We start from the raw sequence: 22,534 nt of genomic DNA, 5'->3' as shown, positions 1-22,534 counted from the left end.
TGACCCTTATGCACCCACACATGATCAAACTGCTGAGCCTCTCGGGTCTGACCCTCGGCCTGCTCGCGGCCAGCCAGGGCGTGCGCGCCGACGAAATCAAGGCGCCGACCTTCACCGCCGAGCCGTGCTGCAGCCTGTGCCCGGCCGCCCATGACGCGCGCAACTACACCACACGTTATCAGCAGAACTTCACCACCCTGGTACAAGCCCAGGGCGACTGGCTGTTCCGTACTCAGGAAGACCTGCGTACCGAGTTCGACACTACCCCGTCTGGCTACAAGCGCATGCAACAACTGCATGACGCGTTCAAGTCCAAGGGTGTGGAACTGGTGGTGGTCTACCAGCCGACCCGTGGCCTGGTGAACCGCAACAAGCTCAACCCCGAGGAAAAAGCCAAGTTCGATTTCGACAAGGCATTGACCAACTACAAGACCATGCTTGGCCGTTTCGCCAAGATGGGCTACGTAGTGCCGGACCTGTCGCCGTTGACCAACGAGCAACTGCCGGATGAGCTGCCGGCCCACGATTTCTACTTCCGTGGCGACCAGCACTGGACCCCGTACGGCGCCCAGCGCACCGCGAAAATCGTCGGCGCCAAAGTGCGTGCCATGCCTGAATTCGCCGATATTCCCAAGCGCGAATTCGAAACCAAGCGCTCCGGGCGCATGGGCAAGACCGGCACCCTGCATAACATGGCCGGGCAACTGTGCGGCACCAGCTACGCGATCCAGTACATGGACCAGTTCACCACCGAGCCGAAGGGCGAAGCCGGTGACGGCGACCTGTTCGGCGATTCGAGCAACCCGCAGATCACCCTGGTGGGCACCAGTCACAGCGGCAAGAACTACAACTTCGCCGGCTTCCTGCAACAGGAAATCGGCGCTGATATCCTCAACGTCGCCTTCCCCGGTGGTGGTCTTGAAGGCTCGATGCTCCAGTACCTGGGCAGCGACGAATTCCAGAAGTCGCCGCCAAAGATTCTGATCTGGGAGTTCTCGCCGCTGTATCGCCTCGACCAGGAGACCATCTATCGCCAGATGATGTCCCTGCTCGATAACGGCTGCGAAGGCAAGACCGCGCAGATGGCCGCGAGCACCACCTTGAAACCCGGCAAGAACGAATTGCTGGTGAACAGTTCGAACAAAGACCTGCGCAACGCCAACCATCAGGTTGATATCCGCTTTGCCGACCCGTCGGTGAAAACCTTGCAAGCCACCCTCTGGTACATGAACGGTCGCCACGAGGACATCAAGATCGAGAAACCCGAAACATCCGATACAGACGGGCGTTTCGCCTTTGAACTGCGCACCGATGAAGACTGGGCCTCTCAGAACTTGCTGGCCGTGGAAGTGCAGGGCCCCGAAGCAGGCGCTGCCGCGCAGAAAGTCGAAGCGAAAATTTGCACACGCAACGTATTCCCAAGCGGCGGTCAAAAAACCGCATCAACGCATTGAAATAAGCGTGCAATGAGGTTACCTATGCAGAAGTTATTGATCCCTACGTTACTGGGCCTGGCGATGTTCGCAGGCTCCGTCAACGCCGCGGCACCGCTGCGTCCACCACAAGGCTATTTCGCACCGATTGAAGCGTTCAAGACTGGCGATTTCAAGAAAAACTGCGACACCATGCCGACGCCGTACACCGGGCCGTTGCAGTTTCGCAGCAAGTACGAAGGCTCCGACAAGGCGCGTTCCACGCTGAATGTGCAATCCGAAAAAGCCTTCCGCGACAGCACTGCCGACATCACCAAGCTGGAAAAAGACACCAGCAAACGCGTGATGCAGTTCATGCGCGACGGTCGCCCCGAGCAACTCGAATGCACCCTGAACTGGCTGGTATCGTGGGCCAAGGCCGATGCATTGATGTCCAAGGACTTCAACCACACCGGCAAATCCATGCGCAAGTGGGCGCTGGGCAGCATGGCCTCGGCCTATGTGCGCCTGAAGTTCTCCAACTCGCACCCGCTGGCTAACCACCAGCAGGAATCGCAACTGATCGAAGCCTGGTTCAACAAACTGGCCGATCAGGTAGTCAGCGACTGGGACAACCTGCCCCTGGAAAAAACCAACAACCACTCCTACTGGGCCGCCTGGTCGGTGATGGCAACGTCCGTCGCCACCAACCGCCGCGACCTGTTTGATTGGGCGGTCAAGGAATACAAGGTCGGCGTCAACCAGGTCGATGACCAAGGCTTCTTGCCGAACGAATTGAAACGCCAGCAACGCGCCTTGTCGTACCACAACTACGCCCTGCCGCCGCTGTCAATGATCGCCAGTTTTGCCCTGGTCAACGGTGTTGATCTGCGCCAGGAAAACAACAGCGCGCTCAAGCGCCTGGGCGACAAAGTGCTGGCTGGGGTGAAAGACCCGGAAATCTTCGAGCAGAAAAATGGCAAAGAGCAAGACATGAAGGACCTCAGGGAAGACATGAAATACGCATGGCTTGAGCCGTTCTGCACCCTCTACACCTGTGCGCCGGATGTGATCGAGCGCAAACACGGGATGCAGCCGTTCAAGACGTTCCGCCTCGGGGGCGACCTGACCAAGGTGTACGACCCGGCGCATGAGAAAGGCGACAAAGGTTCCTGACCGGACTCGGTCCCCTGTGGGAGCGGGCTTGCCCGCGATAGCTATATGACATGCAACATTGATGTCGTCTGACACACCGCTATCGCAGGCAAGCCAGCTCCCACACTGAGCCGGTTTCGACAGTGAAATTGTTGTACCGCCCTCCCCCGAATTTCGTGGGGGGGTTTGGGGGGGCTCTGGCCCTTGACTGTCTGTTAAACATGGAGAGATCGGGATGGTTTTCTCGTCCAATGTGTTCCTGTTTCTGTTCTTGCCGATCTTTCTCGGTTTGTATTACTTGAGCGGGCAACGCTATCGCAACCTGCTGCTGCTACTGGCCAGCTACGTGTTCTACGCCTGGTGGCGAGTGGACTTCCTGGCGCTGTTCGCCGCGGTGACGCTGTGGAACTACTGGATCGGCCTCAAGGTCGGTGCGGCAGGCGTGCGCACCAAGCCGGCCCAGCGCTGGCTGCTGCTGGGCGTGGTGGTCGACCTGTGCATCCTCGGCTACTTCAAGTACGCCAACTTCGGCGTCGACAGCATCAATGTGATGATGAAGTCGGCGGGCCTGGAGCCGTTTATCCTGACCCACGTGTTGTTGCCGATCGGTATCTCGTTCTACATCTTCGAGTCCATCAGCTACATCATCGACGTGTATCGCGGCGACACCCCGGCCACGCGCAACCTCATCGACTTTGCAGCGTTCGTGGCAATCTTCCCGCACTTGATTGCCGGCCCTGTGTTGCGCTTTCGCGACCTGGCCGACCAGTTCAACAACCGCACCCACACCCTCGACAAGTTCTCCGAGGGCTGCACGCGGTTCATGCAGGGTTTCATCAAGAAGGTCTTCATCGCCGACACCCTGGCGGTGGTGGCCGACCATTGCTTCGCCCTGCAAAACCCGACAACGGGTGATGCCTGGCTCGGCGCGCTGGCCTACACCGCACAACTGTACTTCGACTTCTCCGGCTACAGCGACATGGCGATTGGTTTGGGCTTGATGATGGGTTTCCGCTTCATGGAAAATTTCAAGCAGCCGTACATCAGCCAGTCGATCACCGAGTTCTGGCGTCGCTGGCACATCAGCCTCTCCACCTGGCTGCGTGACTACCTGTACATCACCCTGGGCGGCAACCGTAAAGGCACGCTGACCACCTACCGCAACCTGTTCCTGACCATGTTGCTCGGTGGCCTGTGGCACGGTGCGAACATCACCTACATCGTGTGGGGCGCCTGGCACGGCATGTGGCTGGCGATTGAAAAAGCCATCGGCCTCAACACCTCGCCGCGCAGCTTCAACCCCGTGCGGTGGGCCTTTACCTTCCTGCTGGTGGTAATGGGCTGGGTGATCTTCCGCGCCGAGAACCTGCACGTCGCCGGCCGCATGTACGGTGCGATGTTCAGCTTTGGCGAGTGGTCGCTGTCGGAACTCAACCGCGCCAACCTCACCGGCCTGCAAGTGGCAACGCTGGTGGTGGCCTATGCAACCCTGGCGTTTTTTGGCCTGCGCGACTTCTACACCAATCGCCTTGCCGAGAAGACCAAGCCAGCCGACCCGAGCCTGATCAAGGCCGTACCGGGCGACAACCCTGGCAGCATCCACGAGCCCGGTTTCACCGTGGGCCAAGATGCCGCCGTGCAACCGGCCTACTGGACCGCTGACTGGCCACGCTACGCCATGCGCGCTGCGGTGCTGCTGTTGTTCGTGGCGTCGATTCTCAAATTGTCGGCGCAGAGTTTCTCGCCGTTCCTTTACTTCCAATTCTGAGGGAGCCGACCATGACCCGTTCATTACGCGTCCTCTATATCGGCCTGTTCCTGGTGCTGCTGCTGACCCTGGGTGCCTGGTCGCTGCGCAGTTTTTTCGGATTCAGCACCAATGCCGACGCGACCGTGCTCAACGGCCGTTGGACCAAGGCTGTCGAGACGCACTACGACGAAGAGTTCCCGATCAAACGCCTGGGCACCAACCTGTGGGCAGCGCTGGACTATAAGCTGTTCAATGAAGGTCGCCCTGGCGTAGTACTGGGTCGCGATCACTGGTTGTACAGCGACGAGGAGTTCAACCCCATCGTCAACGAAGACCAGAACCTTGAAGGCAACTACGCGCTGGTCGAAGGCGTACGCCAGAAGCTTAAGGCGCAGGGCATTCAACTGGTGATGGCGATCGTGCCGGCCAAGGTGCGCCTGTACCCGGAACACCTGGGTGAAGTGAAACCGGCCAGCATCCACGCCAACCTGTACCAGGACTTCCACGCCCGTGTCGCCGCCGACAAGATCATCGCCCCCGACCTGCTTGGCCCACTGCAACAGGCCAAGCTCGCTGGCAAGCAGGTGTTCCTGCGCACCGACACTCACTGGACGCCGGACGGTGCTGAAATTGCCGCCAAGCAGTTGGCCAAGACGATTACCGAAAAGACCCCGCTGAGCGGCGAGCCTCAACGCTTTGTCACCGAAGCCGAGAAAACCGAGCCGCACAAAGGCGACCTGCGCCTGTTCCTGCCCCTGGACCCGCTGTTCGAAAACCTGATGCCACCTAAAGAGCCGCTGGAAAAACGCGTCACGCACCTGGCCGAAACCAAAGGTGACGACGCGCTGTTCAGCGACAGCGAAACCCCGGTGGCACTGGTGGGCACCAGCTACAGCGCCAACCCCAACTGGAACTTCGTCGGCGCCCTCAAGCAAGCCCTGGGCAGCGACGTAGTCAGCTACGCCGAAGACGGCCATGGCCCGATCCTGCCGATGCTCAGCTACCTCAAAAGCGATGACTTCAAGAACAGCCCGCCACAGGTGCTGATCTGGGAGTTTCCTGAACGTTATCTGCCCGTGAACAACGAAATCGGCGATGCCGACCCCAAGTGGGTTGCGCAACTTAAACAAGCCGGTACGCGCCGACAAGACATGGCACAGAACACCCCAGTTAAACATCAAAAATCCGAGACGCCCGACCGGGCGCACAACTGAAAGAGAGGTAACTCACATGACTTTCACTACAACTCCTCGTCGTCTCGCCAAAACCTTGGCCCTCGCCGCTGGCATGAGCATCGCTTCGATGTCGGCCTTCGCCGGTGATGCCGCCTTGTACGGCCCCGTCGCACCGAAAGGTTCAAGCTTCGTGCGCGTCTACAACGCCTCCAATCAAGAAGTCAGCGCCACCGTTGGCAGCACCAACCTGAGCGACGTCGCGCCGCTGGCGAGCAGCGATTTCAGCTTCATGCCGGGCGGTGACTACAGCGCCAAGGTGGGCAGCCAGACCGTACCGGTCAAACTCGCCGCCGACCACTACTACACCCTGGTCAACAACGGCAGCGGCCAGCCACAGCTGATCGAAGAACCACCGTTCAAGAATAAGCAGAAGTCCCTGGTGCGCGTGCAGAACCTCAGCGACAAGGCCCTGGCCCTGAAAACCGCTGACGGCAAGACCGACGTGGTCAAGACCGTGGCTGCCAAAGGCCGCGGCGAGCGCGAAATCAACCCGGTGAAAGTGAGCCTGGCCTTGTATGACGGCGACAAGAAAGTCAGCGACCTGAAGCCAGTTGCGCTGGAGCGCGGTGAAGCCGCCGTGCTGTACGTTACGGGTTCCGGTTCGAGCCTGTCGCCAGTCTGGGTGAAACGCCCAGTGTCGACCCGCTGATCAATTTTTCGACCAGACTCCGTTCCCCTGTGGGAGCTGGCTCCCACAGGGACCGAGGAGTCTGGTCGGACCGAGACAAAAACAAGAGTGAAACGACAAACCTTCGTAGCTCTGACCCAAATTGATTCAAGGAGAAACACATGATCCCAGTAATCCTTTCCGGTGGTAGCGGCTCACGTCTTTGGCCGCTTTCCCGTAAACAGTTCCCTAAACAATTCCTGGCCCTGACCGGCGAACACACGCTGTTCCAGCAAACCCTGGAACGCCTGGTGTTTGAAGGCATGGACGCCCCGATCGTGGTCTGCAACAAGGACCACCGCTTTATCGTCAACGAACAACTGGCGACCCGTAAGCTGGAATGCCAGCGCATCCTGATGGAACCGTTCGGTCGCAACACTGCGCCGGCCGTGGCTCTCACCGCGATGATGCTGGTCAACGAAGGCCGCGACGAGCTGATGCTGGTGCTGCCGGCCGACCACGTGATCGACGACCAGAAAGCCCTGCAACGTGCGCTGGCCCTGGCCACCGTAGCCGCCGAGCGTGGTGAGATGGTGTTGTTCGGCGTGCCGGCGACACGTCCGGAAACCGGTTATGGCTACATCAAGTCCACCGCCGATTCGCTGCTGCCCGAAGGCGTGAGCCGCGTGCAACAGTTCGTGGAAAAACCCGATGAAAAACGTGCAGTCGAGTTCGTCAAAAGCGGCGGTTACTTCTGGAACAGCGGCATGTTCCTGTTCCGCGCCAGCCGCTTCCTCGAAGAGCTGAAAAAGCACGATCCGGACATCTACGACACCTGCGTGCTGACCCTGGAACGCAGCGAGCAAGATGCCGACACCGTGTCCTTAGACGAAGCCACCTTCGCCTGCTGCCCGGACAACTCCATCGACTACGCCGTGATGGAAAAAACCCAGCGCGCCTGCGTGGTGCCGCTGAGCGCCGGCTGGAGCGACGTGGGTTGCTGGGCGTCGCTGTGGGCTGTCAACGACAAAGACATCCACGGCAACGTCAGCAAAGGCGACGTGGTGATCCAGGACAGCCGCAACTGCATGATCCACGGCAACGGCAAACTGGTGTCGGTGATTGGTTTGGACAACATCGTGGTCGTTGAAACCAAGGACGCGATGATGATTGCCCACAAGGACAAGGTCCAGGGCGTCAAGCAGATGGTCAACACCCTGAACGACCAGGGCCGCACTGAAACCCAGAACCACTGTGAAGTCTATCGCCCGTGGGGCTCCTACGACTCGGTGGACATGGGCGGCCGCTTCCAGGTCAAACACATTTCGGTCAAGCCGGGCGCGTGCCTGTCGCTGCAAATGCACCACCACCGCGCCGAACACTGGATCGTGGTCAGCGGCACGGCCGAAGTCACCTGTGACGAGAACGTGTTCCTGCTCACCGAAAACCAGTCCACCTACATCCCCATCGCCTCGGTGCATCGCCTGCGCAACCCAGGCAAGATCCCGTTGGAGATCATCGAAGTGCAATCGGGCAGCTATTTGGGCGAAGACGATATCGAGCGGTTTGAAGATATCTACGGCCGCTCGACGCCAGTTGAGCGTGGCGTGTCGGTGAAAACTATCGCGCAGTAAAACAGTCGTACAAGAAGCCCCCGTCCAGCCGCCTGCGTCCCCTATCCGCAGCCGGTTGGGCGGGGGCTTTTTAGTTCACCGGCCGTTCAAGACTATGCGCGACCGCCCCAGTTACTTGGGGAATAGGCATTGTAATTGCCCGTATTGTTAGTGCTGGCGCCCGCCATGTCATATTTGTTCTTGCCATATTCCTCCATAGTCCTGCCGCCCCAGACCATAGCCCCTCCGAACACTTTCGCACCTGCGCCACCACTGGTCGCAATTCTCGCGCCAGCCCCCTGCATCGCCGCACCTGCCACCGTTATGGCGGCCCCGGCGGCCTTGCCCTTATTCGAATCATCCTTAACGTGAAGCGCCGTTGAAAACGGCGAATTGACGCGATTGCTGATGCCTTGCATGAGTGTGTGGCGCAGATTCGTAAGCCCCAGGTTTTGCATACGCGGTAACCCGTTCGAGCTGACCTCTTGCTTGAGCACTTGATTGGGTGTTTCCAGCACCGCAGGCGCTGGCGTGGATGCCAGCGAGACAAAAGGCGTCGGTACAGGGGCAAGGGTATTTGATACGGTCATAGAACATCTCACTTCGTAAGTCTACGGTAGAGTTCCTTCATGGCTAAACGCGCAACTCCGTGCTCAAACTCTGTGGGAAAAAGCTCGAAACCGGTTCCCGTATCAAAGGAAATGCCTACACACCCAGGTCGTGCTTTGCGGCTGCTGAACAGACGCAATCCTGGGTTTTGATTGCCGTTACCTACGATTGGCGTGATCGAATGTGTCGGCACCATACTCCTGGGCAACCTTGCCCCCCACGATCATCGCGGCGCCGAGGACCTTGGACAACGCCCCACCGCTGGTGGCCAGTTTTTGCCCAGCCTCCTGGGTGGCCATGCCGCCCATGCCAATACCAAACCCCTTGGCGTGCCGGGCGCTCATACCGCTGTTGCGCAGATCTGCTGAAGGCGCTTGCAGCAAGGTTTGCCCCAAGTTTGTAAGCTTCTGATTCTGCATACGACCAGACGGGCGTGAACCCGGCTCTTCGTTCGTTTGCCTGGACGCTCCAGCCGTATTCGCCGCTGGTGCTCGCTGAGCCGTGATGAGAGAGGTCACCGCCGACGCCAGGGCGGAGGTGACGGCCGGCGCAAGAAGGGCTGCTGCAATCATAGTTTTTCTCACTTAATCAGACTGCGGTTGATAACCCTCCTGGGTAGTCGGTATTTCCCTATGCTGGCTCTGTGGAGAAAATGAGTTATCAGGTTCCCTGTAAACGAAAACCGCCTCCCGCGATAGGCACCGAGGCCACCCCGCAGGTAGGATGTTTTATCTGCTTATGAGGTTGTCATCATGTTCTTCGGCGTCCTACTGATCATCACCTGGTTGATCCTGCTGCTGCGCTACCCGGCCAAGGCCTTGCCAGTGTCGCTGGCAGCCGCCATTGGCCTGGGCCTGGTCGCCGTGTGGGTGGTATGGCTGGACAACCGCGAAGCCTCTCAATTAGCCCGGCTGGAACTGCGAATCACCTATGCCGCCGAAGAATGCCCGGCCGACCGGCCGCTCAAACTGACCCTGAACAACGGCAACGACGTGCCCCTCACCGAGCTGCGTTGGCGCGTCGCCGCCTATGCGCCGGGCGACACGGTCAACCTCGCCGACAATGTCTACGCCGCCCCGCGCTATCGCGGCCCTGGTGAGTTGCAGGCCGGCGCCACCTGGGACGATTGCCTGCCCACACCGCCTCTGCGCGCCGGCTACCGCCCGCAAACCCTGCAATTTCGTGCCGAGCACGTGCAAGGCAGTTTCTCGGACTGACAAAGGACTGACCCATGCCCAACGTACTCATCACCGGATGTTCAAGCGGCATCGGCCGTGCTCTGGCAGATGCTTTCAAAGCGGCTGGCTACACCGTGTGGGCCAGCGCCCGCCGCCCGGAAGATGTCACCGCTCTCGCCGCCACTGGCTTCAATGCCGTCGAACTGGACGTCAACGATCGGGTCGCCTTGATGCACCTGACCGAGCAATTGGGAGAGCTGGATGTTCTGATCAACAACGCTGGCTATGGCGCCATGGGACCGCTGCTGGACGGCGGCACCGAGGCAATGCAGCGCCAATTCGAGACCAACGTGTTCTCCATCGTCGGCGTGACCCAGGCGTTGTTCCCAACCCTACGGCGCAGTAAGGGCCTGGTGGTGAATATCGGCAGCGTTTCCGGGGTACTGGTGACGCCTTTCGCAGGCGCCTACTGCGCGTCGAAAGCGGCCGTGCATGCATTGAGCGATGCGCTGCGTATGGAGTTGGCACCGTTTGGTGTGCGCGTGATGGAGGTCCAGCCTGGCGCAATCAACACCCACTTCGCAAAAAATGCCGGGGCCCAGGCCGAACTGTTGATCAATGAACAGTCGCCGTGGTGGCCGTTGCGCGACAACATCCGTGCGCGCAGCCAGGCCTCCCAGGACAAGCCGACGCCGGCCAGCGAGTTCGCGGCCGAGGTGCTCAAGGCCGTGCAGCAACCTCAGCCTCCACGCCTGTTGCGTTCGGGCAATGGCAGCCGAGCGCTGCCGTTGATGGCGGCACTGCTGCCCAAAGGTTTATTAGAGAGCGTCTTGAAAAAGCGCTTTGGATTGGAGCGGAGTTTGTAATGATCGACTACAGCGACTTTTTTGATGAAGTGATCCAGACCCATGTCGAGATCGAGCAATGGTTTGCCGGCGTTGCGCCGGAGGGCACTTTGCAGAGTTTGCTCGCGCGTTTCTCGCCGGCGTTCAGCATGGTTGCACCGGCGACCGGTACCCGGGTCAATACGGCCGGGGTCAATGCGCTATTCACTCGTTTGGGCGGCATGCGTCCAGGGTTGAAGATCACGTTGAGCGAGATGACCGGGATTGACCGGCATGCACGTGGCGCCACGGTGACTTATCGTGAACATCAGATCGACGACAGCGGCACCCAGACCGATCGCCGCGCCACGGTGGTGTTCGAGAAGCAAGCCAGCGGCGCGCTGTTGTGGCGGCATTTGCATGAGACTTTTATAGCGCAATGAGGTAACTGCCAGGCCGGGTCCTACAAGAAACAGCGAAATGCCTGACAGCATTACAACTAACCAATCCCCAGGCTCTTTCACCTCTGTTTACTCACAGGTGAAAGGATGCCCAGCGATTTCTTGCGAAGCGGTGTGCCGGATGCGCACACCACGACCCGCCAGCGACTGACCAGTCAGCTGGACTTGCCTAAGCTCTATCGAACACTCGATGCCGACCCGGCTATCGTCGGGGCCGGGGTGGTGCATATCGGCAGTGATTATCGTGTGACGGTGCTGCGTGAGTTTTTACCGTTATGTGGCGTCAAGCCCAAACGGGTGATTTTGCGGGAGGTGGCTGGGCCGATAATGACTGCCGATGACTATGCGGAGCTGACGGCAAGCTCGCCGCGTGAATCGCAGCTATGGCGAGAGGCATCGGGGATGGCTACCTCCTGTGGAGGGGCCGTAATTGGCTACATCATTGCGAAATCAGGAATCGCAGCAGCGCCTTTCAGCGCGGGTACCAGCCTTGCATTAAGCTACGTCGCTTACAGCGCTGCGACTGCCCTCCAGTGTGTCAATGGTTCATGGAGAGTCGCCAACGAATTGACCAATCCCGCCACAAACGACTATTACGACAGCCTAAGCTGGTATCAGGCAATGACCGTCGCCCTGGATGGCATTTCATTGGTCGGGGCAGGTACCACCACCTTCGCTACCGTCAAAACAGTAATGGCCATCAAGCGTGCGACTGGGCGTAATTCGACAGACATCTTGAGACGCATGAGTCGCCAGGAACGTGCAAAGTTAACGACCGAAGTGCTGCGACTGCAGAACCCTCGCCATCCCCGCGAAATGCTTCGCCTGAAGCAGCTGGCGGGGCAGCTACCCAAACGCTACAGCAACCCCCAATTGCGTTTAGGCATTCTCACTCAAATAAAAGACCAGGTTGGAGCGACATTGAGCGTTGGAGGCAGCACCTATTGCGGAAATATCAATCACATAGTCATTGGTCTCTATGAGGAGTTTTCCGACCATGACTTATAGCGTCGACCCCTCCCGTGAATATCGAATTTGGCGCCGTTACGCCTATCGGTTCTTACCCTCATGGGGCAGTGCTCTGCTGCTGAGCCTGAACAACATAGCGATCAACATGGCGCTTAGCTTGTCTTATTACGCAAAGGCCAATCATTTACCGATTGAGTTTTCTTTCGGGACAGGTATGGCACTTTGTCTGATTTTTTTAGCAGGCCAGATAATGCTATTTGAAGGCTTGCGTCACGCATTCCGAATACTCACACCCGTCGCCATCGTTAATACCTGGCTCGCGATTAGCTACCTGGCCAATCACCCGGCGACGCTGTTCAACTTATTCCCTTTGTTCACATCCCTGCTTTACATCTTGGTCCTCCACTCAAAGAACCACCGCCGCTATACCAGCATGCTCAGGGTAAAGCGCCGACGAAAAATCAGGTTTAAAGCACTATTTACCTAGACCCACCTCTTCATTTTTGCACTGCACCGACAATCACCGTGCAAGTAATCCCCGCTGCCAGCAACACCCCCTCTGCCAGGCCGGGTCCTACAAAAAACAGCGAAATGCCTGACAGCATTACAACTAACCAATCCCCAGGCTCTTTCACCTCTGTTTACTCACAGGTGAAAGGATGCCCAGCGATTTCCTGCGAAGCGGTCGCCGGATGCGCACACCACGACCCGCCAGCGACTGACCAGTCAGCTGGACTTGCCTAAGCTCTATCGAACAATCGATGCCGACCCGGCTATCGTCGGGGCCGGGGTGGTGCATATCGGCAGTGATTATCGTGTGACGGTGCTGCGTGAGTTTTTACCGTTATGTGGCGTCAAGCCCAAACGGGTGATTTTGCGGGAGGTGGCCGGGGTGTTGATGACCGCCGATGACTACGCGCAACTGGCGGCAAGTTCACCGCGAGAGTCTCAGCTGTGGAAGGAGGCGTCGGGAATGGCGCCGGCGTGCAGTGGGGCCGCGATTGGAATCATCGTGGCCAAGGCAGGGATCGCGACGGCTGCGCTAAGTGCGGGTTCCACTCTTGCAATCACTTACATTGCTTATACAGCCGCGGCTGCAAGCGGTGTGCAATGTGCCAACGGTCTGTGGCGAACCTACAAAGAACTTACCAACCCGGCAGAGAACGATTATTACGACAGCCTAAGCTGGTATCAGGCAATGACTTCAGCCTTGGACGGTATTTCGCTGGTGGGCGCGGGCAGCACGACGTTTGTCACGGTAAAAACCGTCATGACGATCAAAAACACCACAGACCGCAGCGTCACTGACATTTTAAGACGCTTGAGTCGACAGGAACGCGCAAAACTGACTCATGAAGTTCTGCGCCTGCAAAATCCCCGCCATGCTCGCGAAATGATCCGGTTGAAGCAATTGGCTGGAAAGCTTCCAAAGCGGTTCAGCAATCCCCAGCTACGTCGGGACATTCTCATTCAACTAGCCGATCAAGTGGGGGCGGTTATTGCGATAACTGGCAGCAGCCTCTCTGGGAATATCAACCAAATCGTCATCGCCTTATATGAGGAGTTTGACAACCATGAGCAGTAAAAACGAACCCACTCGGGCGCCTCAAACATTGCGGCGTTACACCCAGCGTTTTGCTTTTACGGTGGGTACCGCAGTGTCCATGAACTTGGTCAGTCTCTCAGGCAACCTTTCACATAGCCTGTCGTATTACTCCCGAATAAATTATCTCCCCAGCGAATACTCGATAGCGGCGAGCCTGATGTTGCTACTGATAATTTGCGCTGGTTTGACCCTGGTAGCGGCAGGCTTACGCTTGGGGCCTGTTCTACTTGTGGGCGCCGCCGCCCTGAACGCTTTGCTGGCGGCAGACTATTTGGGCAACCACCGCGTTACTATGTTCGCGCTATTTCCGTTGGTTCAAGCTCTGTTCTGCCTACTGTTGCTCAATAAAAAAAACCATCGCCGCTTCGTCGGTATGTTGCGCGTCAGACGCCGGCGCAAAGTGAGGGCCAGAGCACTCGCGTATTAGTCAGACTCAATCGACCTGCAACTCTCGAACAATCACGGTGCAGGTAATGCCTGCCGCCAACAACACCCCTTCCGGCACTTCATCAATGTGAATCCGCACCGGCACGCGCTGCGCTAAACGCACCCAATTGAAGGTCGGGTTCACATCGGCAATCAGCTCGCGACTTTCGGGGTTGTCACGGTCGTAGATGCCGCGCGAGATGCTTTCTACGTGCCCCTTGAGGGTCTCGCCGCTCATCAATTGCATATCGGCTTTGTCACCGACCTTGACGTGAGGCAGTTTGGTTTCTTCGAAGAACCCGTAGACCCAGAACGAGTTCATATCCACCACCGCCATCTTGGCTTCGCCGATGCGGGCGTAGTCGCCGCGATGCACATTCAGGTTGGTGACATAACCATCGACCGCCGCCACGACTTGAGTGCGTTTGAGGTTGAGTTCGGCCGCTTCCAATTGCGCCAACGCGTGCTGGTAATCCGCCAGCGCCGAGTCAGCGATGTTGCTGGCGTCTTCCCGGTTTTCCTTGGAGATCACCAGCGCATCCAGGTCAGCTCGGCGATGGGCGTTGACCTTGCGCATCTCCCAGGTGGCCTTGCGCGACGCCACCAGCGATTGCGCCTGCTTGACCGCAATGCGGTAGTGCTCGGGGTCGATCTGCATCAGCAGGTCACCCTTTTTCACCCGTTGGTTATCACGCACAGGCACATCGACCACTTCACCCGTTACGTCAGCCGCCACGTTGATGATGTCCGCACGCACGCGGCCGTCGCGGGTCCATGGGGTCTCCATGTAATGCACCCACAGCGTGCGGCCAATCCAGATCGCCAAAGCCAATACCAGCAAGGTCGCAAGCAGGCTGAAAAACTTTTTCATCGGGGCATTCTCAACGGTAGACGGTCAGCGCAAGGGCGCCAAACAGGCAAACGAACAGGCTCAGGCGCAGCAACGCCGGGTGCCAGAAAAAACGGTACAGGTCGAACCCGGCCAGGAAGCGATCCAGCGCCCAGGCCAGCACGGCCGCGATCAGGAACATCAGGGTCATGGTCGGCATGTACACGCCGTGGAAGGCGATTTCACGGGGCATGCGGAGATCCTTGCGTGGCGCCTTCGAGGGCTGCCAGTGGTGATTGCGGGTTCAAAAGCGAGGTGCGGATAAAGTGCAGATAGCTCTTCACCCGGCGCAGGGCCGAGGTGTCGAAGTGCGGGGCGAAGGGTTCGTCGGTGGCCTGCACGCGGCTGATCGCGTGGTCCACAGCGATCAGGCCACGCTCCAGGTTGCTCGCGCTGGGTTGCAGGAACAGGCGCACCAGTGAGCGGCCCATCACGCGGATCGCCTGGCGCCAGGGCTGGGATTCGGCGTACGCCGGGTGCACTGGCAAAATCGCCTGTTCCTTGCGCAACTCGATGATCGCGTGGCCGACTTCCAGCACCACGAACATCCAGCGCAGCAGGTCGCGCTGCACGTGTGGCTGGCCGACGGCCAGGCCATAGGCCTGGTGCAGCAGGTCGCGGGTGCGGCTTTCGAAACTCGAGGCCAGGCCCTTGAGCTTGCCGCTGATCGCGTATACCACTTGCTCACGCAGGTCCTGCTCCAGGCGGCGCCACAGCCAGCGGCTGTTGGGCGGCAGGATGATCGCCCCCGCCGCCGCGCACACCAGCATGCCGATGACCATGGCGATGTAGTCGTTGATAAAGGTGTAGGGGTTGTAGACCGTAAGGTTGTCCGGCACCGAGCCGGTGCTGAAGAAGATCAGCAGGCCCACGCCTACACCCGCGTATTGCGGGCGTGAAGCGAGGAAGGCGCCAAAGATGATCACCGGGGCGAGCATCACGCAGAGCAGCGCAAAACCGTCGATCAAGGGAAATACGAAGAACATTTCGACAAAACCCACCAGTGCACCGATCAAGGTGCCACACGCCATCTGGAATGCCATGCGCTTGGGGTTGGGTGTGGCGGCGGACAAGCCGACGGTGGCAGCGGCGATCAGGGTCATGGTTGCGCCGCTGGGCCAGGCGGTAGCGACCCAATAGCTGCCGAGCACAATCAAGATGAATGACGCACGAATCCCCGAGGCGGCGCAGGCCAGCCAATTGGTTTTCGGTATGAAGGTTTCGTCCCACTGCTCGCGCGCATGGCTGTGATCCGCGAGGGAGGCGTGGGTTTGTGCGTAGTTGTGCAGGTCATCGACAAAGCGGTAAAGCAGCTCGTAGGCGGTATGAAAATCCAGCTGTTCGGCTTCGCTGGGGCTCTGTTCCTGGAAGGTCGCGCGCAGGCTGCGGACCTTGGCGGGCAGGTCGCCCTTGTAGGCGCTCAGTTGGTTGACCAGGCGCGCCGCGTCAGGGCTGGTGAGTGCGCGACCGGAGAAACCGTCGAGCACTTCGGCAAGATCCTGCAGGCCGGGTTTGATTGCCGCTACCACGTGGTCCGCCTCGTCGGTGCGTAGGCGTTCAAGCAACTGGTGCAAGGCGTTGAACCGCGTGGTGATACTCATGAATTCGCTGTTGAGGCGGCTCAGCCGACCATTGCGCCGGCGCATGTGCGGGTCTTCAAACACGGTGAGACTGCGCAGCCCTTCCAGGCCGATCGCTTCGGCGATAAAGCGTACATTGCTGGCCTCGAAACAGTGGCGTTCACTGCGCCCGCGCAGGCCATCGGTGACAAACAGCGCGAACACGCCAAAACGTTGGTACAAAGCGTTGCGCATGGCGGCGCTGCTGGTTTGCGGCAGGATCGCCGCGCTGACCAGCGTGGAACACAAAATCCCCAGGGAGATTTCCAGCACGCGCCACACCGCCGCCATAAAGGCGCCGTCCGGGTGGGCCAGGGCTGGCAAGCCGACCATCGCCGCCGTGTAGCCGGCCAGTACAAACCCGTAGGCGCGAAAGTTACGGTTGCGCGTCGCACCTGCAGTGCAGACACCGACCCAGATCGCCAGCGCGCCGAGAAACAACTCGGTGTTCTGCGCAAACAGGGCAATCAACAACACCATCACCGCGGACCCCGCCAGGGTGCCAAGGAAGCGGTAGAAACTCTTGGCAAACACCTGGCCGCTCTGCGGTTGCATCACGATAAACACGGTGATCATTGCCGTGCGCGGTTGCGGCAGCTCCAGGCGCATGGCCAACCACAGCGTGAGGAACGCGGCGATCAGCACCTTGAAGATATACACCCAGGTCACGCCGTCGCTGCGTGCCCAGTCGAAAAAACCACGGCGCCACTCAAGGGAATGCAGCCAGCGCAGCGGTGCAGGCAAGGGGGTCATCTAATCCTACTCAGTGATCAAACACGGCGAGCGCCGCCGGGGTCTTGCTCGGGAGGGTCTTGGTATCTGGCGGTACGTCGTCGCCGGCCTTGATACCGCCGCCCAGGGCGGTCACCAGTTCGGCATAGGTGGCCAGGCGCGCGGCCTGTACTTGTTGCTCGACCTGCTGCTGGCGGAACAGCAAGGTCTGGGCGTTGAGCACATTGAGATAATCGGTGAGGCCGCGCTGGTAGGCGATCATCGCGATGTCGTAGGTCTTTTGCGCCGACGCCACCGATTGCGCGGCGAAAGAGGATTGCTTATCCATCGATTCACGGCGGATCAATTGATCGCTGATGCCTTTGAGCGCATTCACCAGGGTTTGGTTATAGCGCGCCACCGCGATGTCATAACCGGCACTGGCCTCACCCAGTTGCGCACGCAAGCGACCGCCGTCGAAGATCGGCAAGGTGATCGCCGGGCCAACGTTGTAGTTGAATTTCTTGCCCGCCAGGAACGCTAGCATGCCGCCGCCGGTGGCCACATAGCCAAGGCTGCCGAGCAGGTCCACGTTGGGATAAAAGCCGGCGTGGGCCACATCGATGCCACGCGCCTGGGCCGCAACCTGCCAGCGACTGGCGACCACATCCGGACGTTGGCCGAGCAATTGCGCGGGCAGGCTTGAGGGTAATGTCAGCGGTGCGGCCAGGGACAGTGTCGGGCGATGCAATTGCGCGCCCTCCCCCGGGCCTTTGCCCGCCAACGCCGCCAACTGGTTACGGCTCAGGGCAATTTCTTCGTCCAGGGCGTCAAGTTGCCGGTGGGTTTCCGGCAGCGGGGTTTCAGCCTGGCTGACGTCGAAGTGCGTGCCGATCCCGGCGTTCAGGCGTTTGTTGGCCAGGTCGAGAATCTGCTGCTGTTGCGCCAGGGTGGCCGCGACGATATCGCGATTGGCGTAGTGCAATGACAGCTGGATATAGGCGCGCACCACTTTATTTTGCAGTTCGAGCTGGGCCTGGCGTGCTTCGGCGGCGCTCACATGCGCCAGGTCGACGGCACGCTCGGTGGTATTGCTTTCGCGGCCCCAGAGATCAAGGGCATAGCTCAGGCCGAGGGACGAATTATTGTCCCAGGTGTTGGCGCCACTCAATTCACCTGGGCCATAGAACTGATCCTTCGGCCAGTTGTGGCGCTTGAGGGTGGTGTCACTGTTGACCTGCAACGACTCGGCTGACTCGGCAATCCCGGCCATCGCCCGTGCTTCACGGACGCGTGCGGCAGCCATGGCCATGCTCGGGTTGTTTTGAGTGGCGAGGTCGACCCAGCGGTTGAGTTGAGGGTCGCCGTAGGCCTGCCACCATTGCGCGGTGGGCCAATGAGCATCCTTGGCGGCACTCTGAATCGCTTCGTCGGTGGTCAGGTTGTTGGCGTTGAGGGACTGGCCTTGGGGAGCGATTCCTCCGGTTCCGATGCAGCCGCTGATTGCTAACGATAAGGCGCAAACACTGAGAGCCTTCAGCCCTCTGTTAATGAGAGTCTTCAGCTCTCTGCTGATGCGACGCGGCACGGCAAGCGAATTCCTGAGGTGGTGATGCGAGGGAGGTGGCGCAATTCTAGGCGGCACCATGAGAGACGATAAGCTGGTATTCCTGTGAATCTTTGTTACCGTTCCAGCGATAATCCGTTGGTAGGGATCACTGGACGGCGTAACTTTCTGTCACAATTTGTTATCTCCCCTGAGAAATCCCCATGGACACTTTGCAAAATATGCGCGCCTTCAGTTGCGTGGCCGAAGCGGGCAGCTTCACCGCCGCCGCCGTGCAACTGGATACCACCACAGCCAACGTGTCGCGCGCGGTCTCCAACCTTGAGGCCCATCTGCAAACCCGCTTGCTCAACCGCACCACCCGCCGCATTGCGCTGACCGAAGCCGGAAAGCGTTATTTGTTGCGCTGCGAGCAAATCCTGGCCTACGTCGAAGAAGCCGAGGCCGAAGCCAGCGATGCCCACGCGCGCCCTTCCGGGCAGTTGAAAGTGCACACCATGACCGGCATCGGCCAGCATTTCGTGATTGACGCGATCGCCCGCTACCGCCGTACCCACCCGGACGTGACCTTCGACCTGACCCTGGCCAACCGCGTGCCGGACTTGCTCGACGAGGGCTATGACGTGTCGATCGTGCTCGCCAGCGAGCTGCCGGACTCGGGTTTCGTGTCGCAGCGCCTGGGCATCACCTACAGCATCGCCTGCGCCTCGCCGGATTACGTCAAGGCCAAGGGCTGCGCGCATCGCCCCCATGACCTGCTCAACCATGCCTGCCTGCGCCTGGTCAGCCCGGTGATCCAGCTGGACAAGTGGACCTTCAACGGCCCCGAAGGCCAGGAAAGCGTGGCGATCAACACCTCGCCTTTTCTGGTGAACTCGGCCGATGCGATGAAAACCGCGATCACCAGCGGCATGGGCATCGGCTTGCTGCCGGTGTATGCGGCCATCGAGGGCTTGCGCAACGGCACCCTGGTGCGGGTGATGCCCAATTACCGCTCCCAGGAGTTGAACCTGTACGCCATCTACCCGTCGCGCCAATACCTCGATGCGAAGATCAAAACCTGGGTGGAATACCTGCGCGGCTCGCTGCCGGAGATTCTGGCGGCGCACCAGGCGGAGTTGGTGGCGTATGAGTTGAGTGGCAGCCTCAGCGGCGCTCGGTTGGCGAACTGAGTCCTCTCACGCAACACCGATTCAATGTGGGAGCTTGCCTGCGATAGTGGCGGGTCCGCGACGGCTGATGTTGGCTGATACGCCGCCATCGCAGGCAAGCCACACACATTCGCTCCCTGCCCACTTTAGGTCGGCGGTGCCCTGACAATTGTTGGCAGGAATGTTAGCGTGCTTGGCATTCTTCCGTAGTCGATGAGCCCGCCTGCAATGAAAAAGACTGTCCTCGCCTTCAGCCGTGTCACCCCGGAAATGATCGAACGCCTGCAACAGGATTTCGAGGTGATTGCGCCCAACCCCAAGCTGGGCGATATCAACGCTCAATTCAATGAAGCCCTGCCCCACGCCCACGGCCTGATCGGCGTGGGTCGCAAGCTGGGCCGCGAGCAGTTGCAAGGCGCGGGCAAACTGGAAGTGGTGTCCAGCGTGTCGGTGGGTTACGACAACTATGACGTACCGTTCTTCAACGAGCGCGGGATCATGCTCACCAACACCCCCGACGTCCTCACCGAAAGCACCGCCGACCTGGCCTTCGCCCTGCTGATGAGCAGCGCCCGCCGTGTGGCCGAGTTGGACGCCTGGACCAAAGCCGGCCAGTGGAAAGCCAGCGTGGGCGCGCCGTTGTTCGGTTGCGATGTGCATGGCAAGACGCTGGGCATCGTCGGCATGGGCAATATCGGCGCGGCCGTGGCACGGCGTGGACGCTTGGGTTTCAACATGCCGGTCCTGTACAGCGGCAACAGCCGCAAGCCGGCGCTGGAGCAGGAACTGGGCGCACAATTTCGCAGCCTGGATGAACTGCTGGCCGAGGCGGACTTCGTCTGCCTGGTGGTGCCGTTGAGCGACAAGACCCGTCACCTGATCAGCACCCGCGAGCTGGGGCTGATGAAGACCAGCGCGATCCTGATCAACATTTCCCGAGGCCCGGTGGTCGACGAGCCGGCGCTGATCGAAGCACTGCAAACCCAGCGCATCCGTGGCGCCGGGCTGGATGTGTATGAACAAGAGCCGTTGGCCGAGTCGCCGCTGTTCCAACTGAGCAATGCCGTGACCCTGCCGCACATTGGCTCGGCCACGAATGAAACCCGTGAAGCCATGGCCAACCGTGCGGTGGACAACCTGCGCAGCGCCCTGCTGGGTCAACGTCCGCAGGACCTGGTGAACCCGCAGGTGTGGAAGGGTTGACAAAAATTCTCTGTGGGAGCGGGCCATGTACCACACAAAATACGGTTAAAGCCTGGCGCGCCCAAGTCGATAACCTTCCATAGATCGTCCTCCCTGATCCACAGAAGGTTTTTATGTCCACCACCAAAGCCCGCGCAGACTCACTTTCGCTTCTGCTCTTTACCTTGCGCAGCGGCAAGCTGATGGCCATCAACCTGCTGAAAGTCAGCGAAATCATTCCGTGCCCGCCGCTGACCAAGCTGCCGGAGTCTCACCCGCACGTCAAAGGCATTGCCACCCTGCGCGGTGCCTCGCTGGCAGTGATCGACCTGAGCCGTGCCCTGGGCGAAATGCCCCTTGAAGACCCCAACGGCGGCTGCCTGATCGTCACGGATGTGAGCCGTTCCAAGCAGGGCCTGCATGTGCAGGCGGTGAGCAAGATCGTGCATTGCCTGACCACCGACATCCGCCCGCCGCCCTATGGCTCCGGCGGTAACCGCGCGTTCATCACCGGGGTCACCCAGGTGGAAGGCGGCCTGGTGCAGGTACTGGATATCGAAAAAGTCATCCACGGTATCGCGCCGGCACCGGTCGAAGTGGCGCCTACCGACCTGACCATGGAAGAAGCTGAAGTACTCGGCCATGCGCGGATCCTGGTGGTCGACGACAGCCAGGTCGCCCTGCAGCAATCGGTGCACACCCTGCGCAACCTCGGCCTCACCTGCCACACCGCGCGCAGCGCCAAGGAAGCTATTGATGTGCTGCTGGAGCTGCAAGGCACGGCCGAGCAGATCAATGTGGTGGTGTCGGACATCGAGATGTCTGAAATGGACGGCTATGCCCTCACCCGCACCCTGCGTGAAACACCGGACTTCCAGCACCTGTATGTATTGCTGCACACCTCCCTGGACAGCGCGATGAACAGCGAAAAAGCCCGCCTGGCCGGGGCTAACTCGGTGCTGACCAAGTTTTCCTCGCCCGAGCTGACCAAGTGCCTGGTAGTGGCCGCCAAAACCGTGGCGCAACAGGGTCTGTGACCGAGTATTTCCAACTACTGCGCCGCGACCTGAGGGGCAGCCTGCCCGCCCCGCAGTGGCCGGCCAATACACAGTTGGATCATTACCGCGCAGACCTCGCCCCGGCGATTCACGCGGTGTTGCGCATGACCCAGGACCAGGGCGGCGGCCGCGTTCCCAACCTGGAAACCTGGCAGCGCCAATTCAATACCGATGCCGAGTTCGACCCCACGCTGTGCCTGGTGGCCAGCAACGGCGAGAGCATTCTCGGCGTGGCCCAGTGCTGGACCAGCGCCTTTATCAAGAACCTTTGCGTACACCCTTGCGCCCAGGGCCAGGGAGTGGGCCGCGCGTTGTTGCTGCACAGCTTCCAGGTCTTCAAGCAGCGCGGCGAACCCTACGTGGACCTCAAGGTGCTGGAGAGCAACCTGCGTGCCCGGCAACTGTATGAAAGCGCGGGCATGGTATTTGTCCTACGGGATGTGGCCGCAGACGACTGACAGTCGCTGGCGCATAACTTGCTTCCAGAGTCCCTGAACGGTGAACAGAGGTAA

23 protein-coding genes are annotated in these 22,534 nt (G+C 59.8%); 17 read left to right on the top strand and 6 right to left on the bottom strand.

The features are described from left to right. Positions 1 to 8 precede the first annotated feature (8 nt). The 6 genes from AACY44_RS05045 to AACY44_RS05020 all read left to right on the top strand — a co-directional run bounded on the left by AACY44_RS05045 (position 9) and on the right by AACY44_RS05020 (position 7,793). Positions 9 to 1,454, top strand: a complete 1,446-nt coding sequence (locus AACY44_RS05045) for an alginate O-acetyltransferase (protein ID WP_339427208.1) — start codon at positions 9 to 11, stop codon at positions 1,452 to 1,454. A gap of 24 nt (positions 1,455 to 1,478) precedes the next feature. Beyond that, complete coding sequence (locus AACY44_RS05040) at positions 1,479 to 2,588, top strand: mannuronate-specific alginate lyase (RefSeq protein WP_339455519.1); 1,110 nt, start codon at positions 1,479 to 1,481, stop codon at positions 2,586 to 2,588. 214 nt (positions 2,589 to 2,802) lie between these two features. Continuing rightward, a complete protein-coding gene (locus AACY44_RS05035) occupies positions 2,803 to 4,335 on the top strand; it encodes an MBOAT family O-acyltransferase (protein WP_339529878.1) in 1,533 nt (510 codons plus the stop codon). 11 nt (positions 4,336 to 4,346) lie between these two features. Next, a complete protein-coding gene (locus AACY44_RS05030; protein ID WP_339436096.1) occupies positions 4,347 to 5,531 on the top strand; it encodes an alginate O-acetyltransferase in 1,185 nt (394 codons plus the stop codon). Positions 5,532 to 5,547: 16 nt separating this feature from the next. After that, entirely contained in the window at positions 5,548 to 6,201 is a 654-nt protein-coding gene (locus tag AACY44_RS05025) for an alginate O-acetyltransferase AlgF (protein WP_339417650.1), read from the top strand. 140 nt (positions 6,202 to 6,341) lie between these two features. Further along, the gene (locus AACY44_RS05020) at positions 6,342 to 7,793 is read left to right on the top strand and encodes a mannose-1-phosphate guanylyltransferase/mannose-6-phosphate isomerase (protein WP_339417649.1); all 1,452 of its coding nucleotides are present in this window, start codon (positions 6,342 to 6,344) and stop codon (positions 7,791 to 7,793) included. Between the two features lie 92 nt (positions 7,794 to 7,885). On the opposite strand, the gene AACY44_RS05015 is transcribed toward AACY44_RS05020, so the two are convergent. Further along, positions 7,886 to 8,362 (bottom strand): hypothetical protein, encoded by a 477-nt coding sequence (locus tag AACY44_RS05015; protein WP_339427139.1) that lies wholly within the window; start codon positions 8,360 to 8,362, stop codon positions 7,886 to 7,888. Positions 8,363 to 8,539: 177 nt separating this feature from the next. Further along, complete coding sequence (locus AACY44_RS05010) at positions 8,540 to 8,776, bottom strand: hypothetical protein (RefSeq protein WP_339417645.1); 237 nt, start codon at positions 8,774 to 8,776, stop codon at positions 8,540 to 8,542. A gap of 357 nt (positions 8,777 to 9,133) precedes the next feature. On the opposite strand from AACY44_RS05010, the gene AACY44_RS05005 reads away from it, so the two are divergent. The 7 genes from AACY44_RS05005 to AACY44_RS04975 all read left to right on the top strand — a co-directional run bounded on the left by AACY44_RS05005 (position 9,134) and on the right by AACY44_RS04975 (position 13,846). After that, positions 9,134 to 9,598 (top strand): multidrug transporter, encoded by a 465-nt coding sequence (locus AACY44_RS05005; RefSeq protein ID WP_339417643.1) that lies wholly within the window; start codon positions 9,134 to 9,136, stop codon positions 9,596 to 9,598. Between the two features lie 14 nt (positions 9,599 to 9,612). Further along, positions 9,613 to 10,425, top strand: a complete 813-nt coding sequence (locus AACY44_RS05000) for an SDR family oxidoreductase (protein WP_339437897.1) — start codon at positions 9,613 to 9,615, stop codon at positions 10,423 to 10,425. Then, positions 10,425 to 10,826, top strand: coding sequence for a DUF4440 domain-containing protein (locus AACY44_RS04995; protein WP_339417640.1), 402 nt, complete (start codon positions 10,425 to 10,427; stop codon positions 10,824 to 10,826). The genes AACY44_RS05000 and AACY44_RS04995 overlap by 1 nt, the downstream gene beginning before the upstream one ends. 105 nt (positions 10,827 to 10,931) lie before the next feature. After that, positions 10,932 to 11,852: an NAD synthetase gene (locus tag AACY44_RS04990; RefSeq protein ID WP_339529875.1), complete on the top strand. Its 921-nt coding sequence runs from the start codon at positions 10,932 to 10,934 to the stop codon at positions 11,850 to 11,852. Further along, positions 11,842 to 12,300 (top strand): hypothetical protein, encoded by a 459-nt coding sequence (locus tag AACY44_RS04985; protein ID WP_339417637.1) that lies wholly within the window; start codon positions 11,842 to 11,844, stop codon positions 12,298 to 12,300. Before AACY44_RS04990 ends, AACY44_RS04985 begins: the two co-directional genes overlap by 11 nt. Before the next feature lie 249 nt (positions 12,301 to 12,549). Beyond that, complete coding sequence (locus AACY44_RS04980) at positions 12,550 to 13,398, top strand: NAD synthetase (protein ID WP_339427141.1); 849 nt, start codon at positions 12,550 to 12,552, stop codon at positions 13,396 to 13,398. Then, positions 13,388 to 13,846 (top strand): hypothetical protein, encoded by a 459-nt coding sequence (locus AACY44_RS04975; RefSeq protein WP_339529873.1) that lies wholly within the window; start codon positions 13,388 to 13,390, stop codon positions 13,844 to 13,846. The genes AACY44_RS04980 and AACY44_RS04975 overlap by 11 nt, the downstream gene beginning before the upstream one ends. A 6-nt stretch (positions 13,847 to 13,852) precedes the next feature. On the opposite strand, the gene AACY44_RS04970 is transcribed toward AACY44_RS04975, so the two are convergent. The 4 genes from AACY44_RS04970 to AACY44_RS04955 are packed head-to-tail and all read right to left on the bottom strand — an operon-like array spanning position 13,853 to position 18,652. Further along, the gene (locus tag AACY44_RS04970) at positions 13,853 to 14,716 is read right to left on the bottom strand and encodes an HlyD family secretion protein (RefSeq protein ID WP_339427142.1); all 864 of its coding nucleotides are present in this window, start codon (positions 14,714 to 14,716) and stop codon (positions 13,853 to 13,855) included. Between the two features lie 10 nt (positions 14,717 to 14,726). Continuing rightward, positions 14,727 to 14,927 carry a DUF1656 domain-containing protein gene (locus AACY44_RS04965; protein WP_012722318.1) on the bottom strand — a complete coding sequence of 67 codons (201 nt, stop codon included), beginning with the start codon at positions 14,925 to 14,927 and terminating at the stop codon, positions 14,727 to 14,729. Further along, positions 14,917 to 17,106, bottom strand: coding sequence for an FUSC family protein (locus AACY44_RS04960; RefSeq protein ID WP_339417630.1), 2,190 nt, complete (start codon positions 17,104 to 17,106; stop codon positions 14,917 to 14,919). Before AACY44_RS04960 ends, AACY44_RS04965 begins: the two co-directional genes overlap by 11 nt. Before the next feature lie 10 nt (positions 17,107 to 17,116). Beyond that, complete coding sequence (locus AACY44_RS04955) at positions 17,117 to 18,652, bottom strand: efflux transporter outer membrane subunit (RefSeq protein WP_339417628.1); 1,536 nt, start codon at positions 18,650 to 18,652, stop codon at positions 17,117 to 17,119. Between the two features lie 182 nt (positions 18,653 to 18,834). On the opposite strand from AACY44_RS04955, the gene AACY44_RS04950 reads away from it, so the two are divergent. The 4 genes from AACY44_RS04950 (at position 18,835) to AACY44_RS04935 (ending at position 22,480) form a co-directional block, all read left to right on the top strand. After that, positions 18,835 to 19,803: a LysR family transcriptional regulator gene (locus AACY44_RS04950; protein ID WP_186688424.1), complete on the top strand. Its 969-nt coding sequence runs from the start codon at positions 18,835 to 18,837 to the stop codon at positions 19,801 to 19,803. Between the two features lie 207 nt (positions 19,804 to 20,010). Further along, positions 20,011 to 20,985 (top strand): 2-hydroxyacid dehydrogenase, encoded by a 975-nt coding sequence (locus AACY44_RS04945; protein ID WP_339436101.1) that lies wholly within the window; start codon positions 20,011 to 20,013, stop codon positions 20,983 to 20,985. Between the two features lie 113 nt (positions 20,986 to 21,098). Then, positions 21,099 to 22,001, top strand: coding sequence for a chemotaxis protein CheV (locus AACY44_RS04940; RefSeq protein WP_339417620.1), 903 nt, complete (start codon positions 21,099 to 21,101; stop codon positions 21,999 to 22,001). Further along, positions 21,998 to 22,480 carry a GNAT family N-acetyltransferase gene (locus AACY44_RS04935; protein WP_339417618.1) on the top strand — a complete coding sequence of 161 codons (483 nt, stop codon included), beginning with the start codon at positions 21,998 to 22,000 and terminating at the stop codon, positions 22,478 to 22,480. Before AACY44_RS04940 ends, AACY44_RS04935 begins: the two co-directional genes overlap by 4 nt. Positions 22,481 to 22,534: the final 54 nt, after the last annotated feature.

The organism is Pseudomonas sp. RA_15y_Pfl1_P11 (assembly GCF_963970975.1).
In the GTDB taxonomy this organism is placed as follows: Bacteria; Pseudomonadota; Gammaproteobacteria; order Pseudomonadales; family Pseudomonadaceae; genus Aquipseudomonas; species Aquipseudomonas tritici.
This window is presented reverse-complemented; position numbering and strand designations above follow the sequence as displayed.